The 613-nt window shown below is 81.6% G+C and carries 1 protein-coding gene; it reads right to left on the bottom strand.

Features of this window, described 5'->3' with window-relative positions; translation table 11 throughout:
- A partial coding sequence (locus tag ALA01S_RS34550) for a hypothetical protein (protein WP_218011570.1) occupies window positions 1–237 on the bottom strand: 237 nt, incomplete at its 3' end.
- Window positions 238–613: the final 376 nt, after the last annotated feature.

Below are 613 nucleotides of genomic sequence, written 5' to 3'. Positions count from 1 at the left end.
TGGCGCCGGCCCGGCTGAGCCGGTCAACCGCCCGGGGCACGCGTTGGTGCGGCGCGGCGCCTGCAGCGCCAGCACCAGGCGCGCCGCGACGCAGCAGGCGCTGGCGCCGGCCCGACTGAGCCGGACCACCGCCCGGGGCACGAGATGGCGCGGCGCCTGCGGCGCCAGCACCAGGCGCGCCGTGGCGCAGCGGGCGCTGGCGCCGGCCCGGCTGAGCCGGTCAACCGCCCGGGGCACGCGTTGGTGCAGCGGGGCGCCTGCGGCGCCAGCACCAGGCTTGCCGCGGCGCAGCAGGCGCTGGCGCCGGCCCGGCTGAGCCGGACCACCGCTCGGGGCACGAGCTGGTGCGGCGGGGCGCCTGCGGCGCCAGCACCAGGTGCGCCACGGCGCAGCGGGCGCTGGCGCCGGCCCGGCTGAGCCGGTCCACCGCCCGGGGCATGGGCTGGCCCAGCGCGGCGCCTTTCGCACCATCATCAAGCGCGCCACGACGCAGCGGGCGCCGGCGCCAGCGCCAGCGCCGGCTTGGTTGGGCCGGTCTACCGCTCAGGGCACGAGTCGGTGCAGCGGGGCGCCTGCGGCGCCAGCACCAGGCGCGCCGCGGCGCAGCGGGCGC

The organism is Azohydromonas lata NBRC 102462 (genome assembly GCF_001571085.1).
In the GTDB taxonomy this organism is placed as follows: Bacteria; Pseudomonadota; Gammaproteobacteria; order Burkholderiales; family Burkholderiaceae_C; genus Azohydromonas; species Azohydromonas lata.
This window is presented reverse-complemented; position numbering and strand designations above follow the sequence as displayed.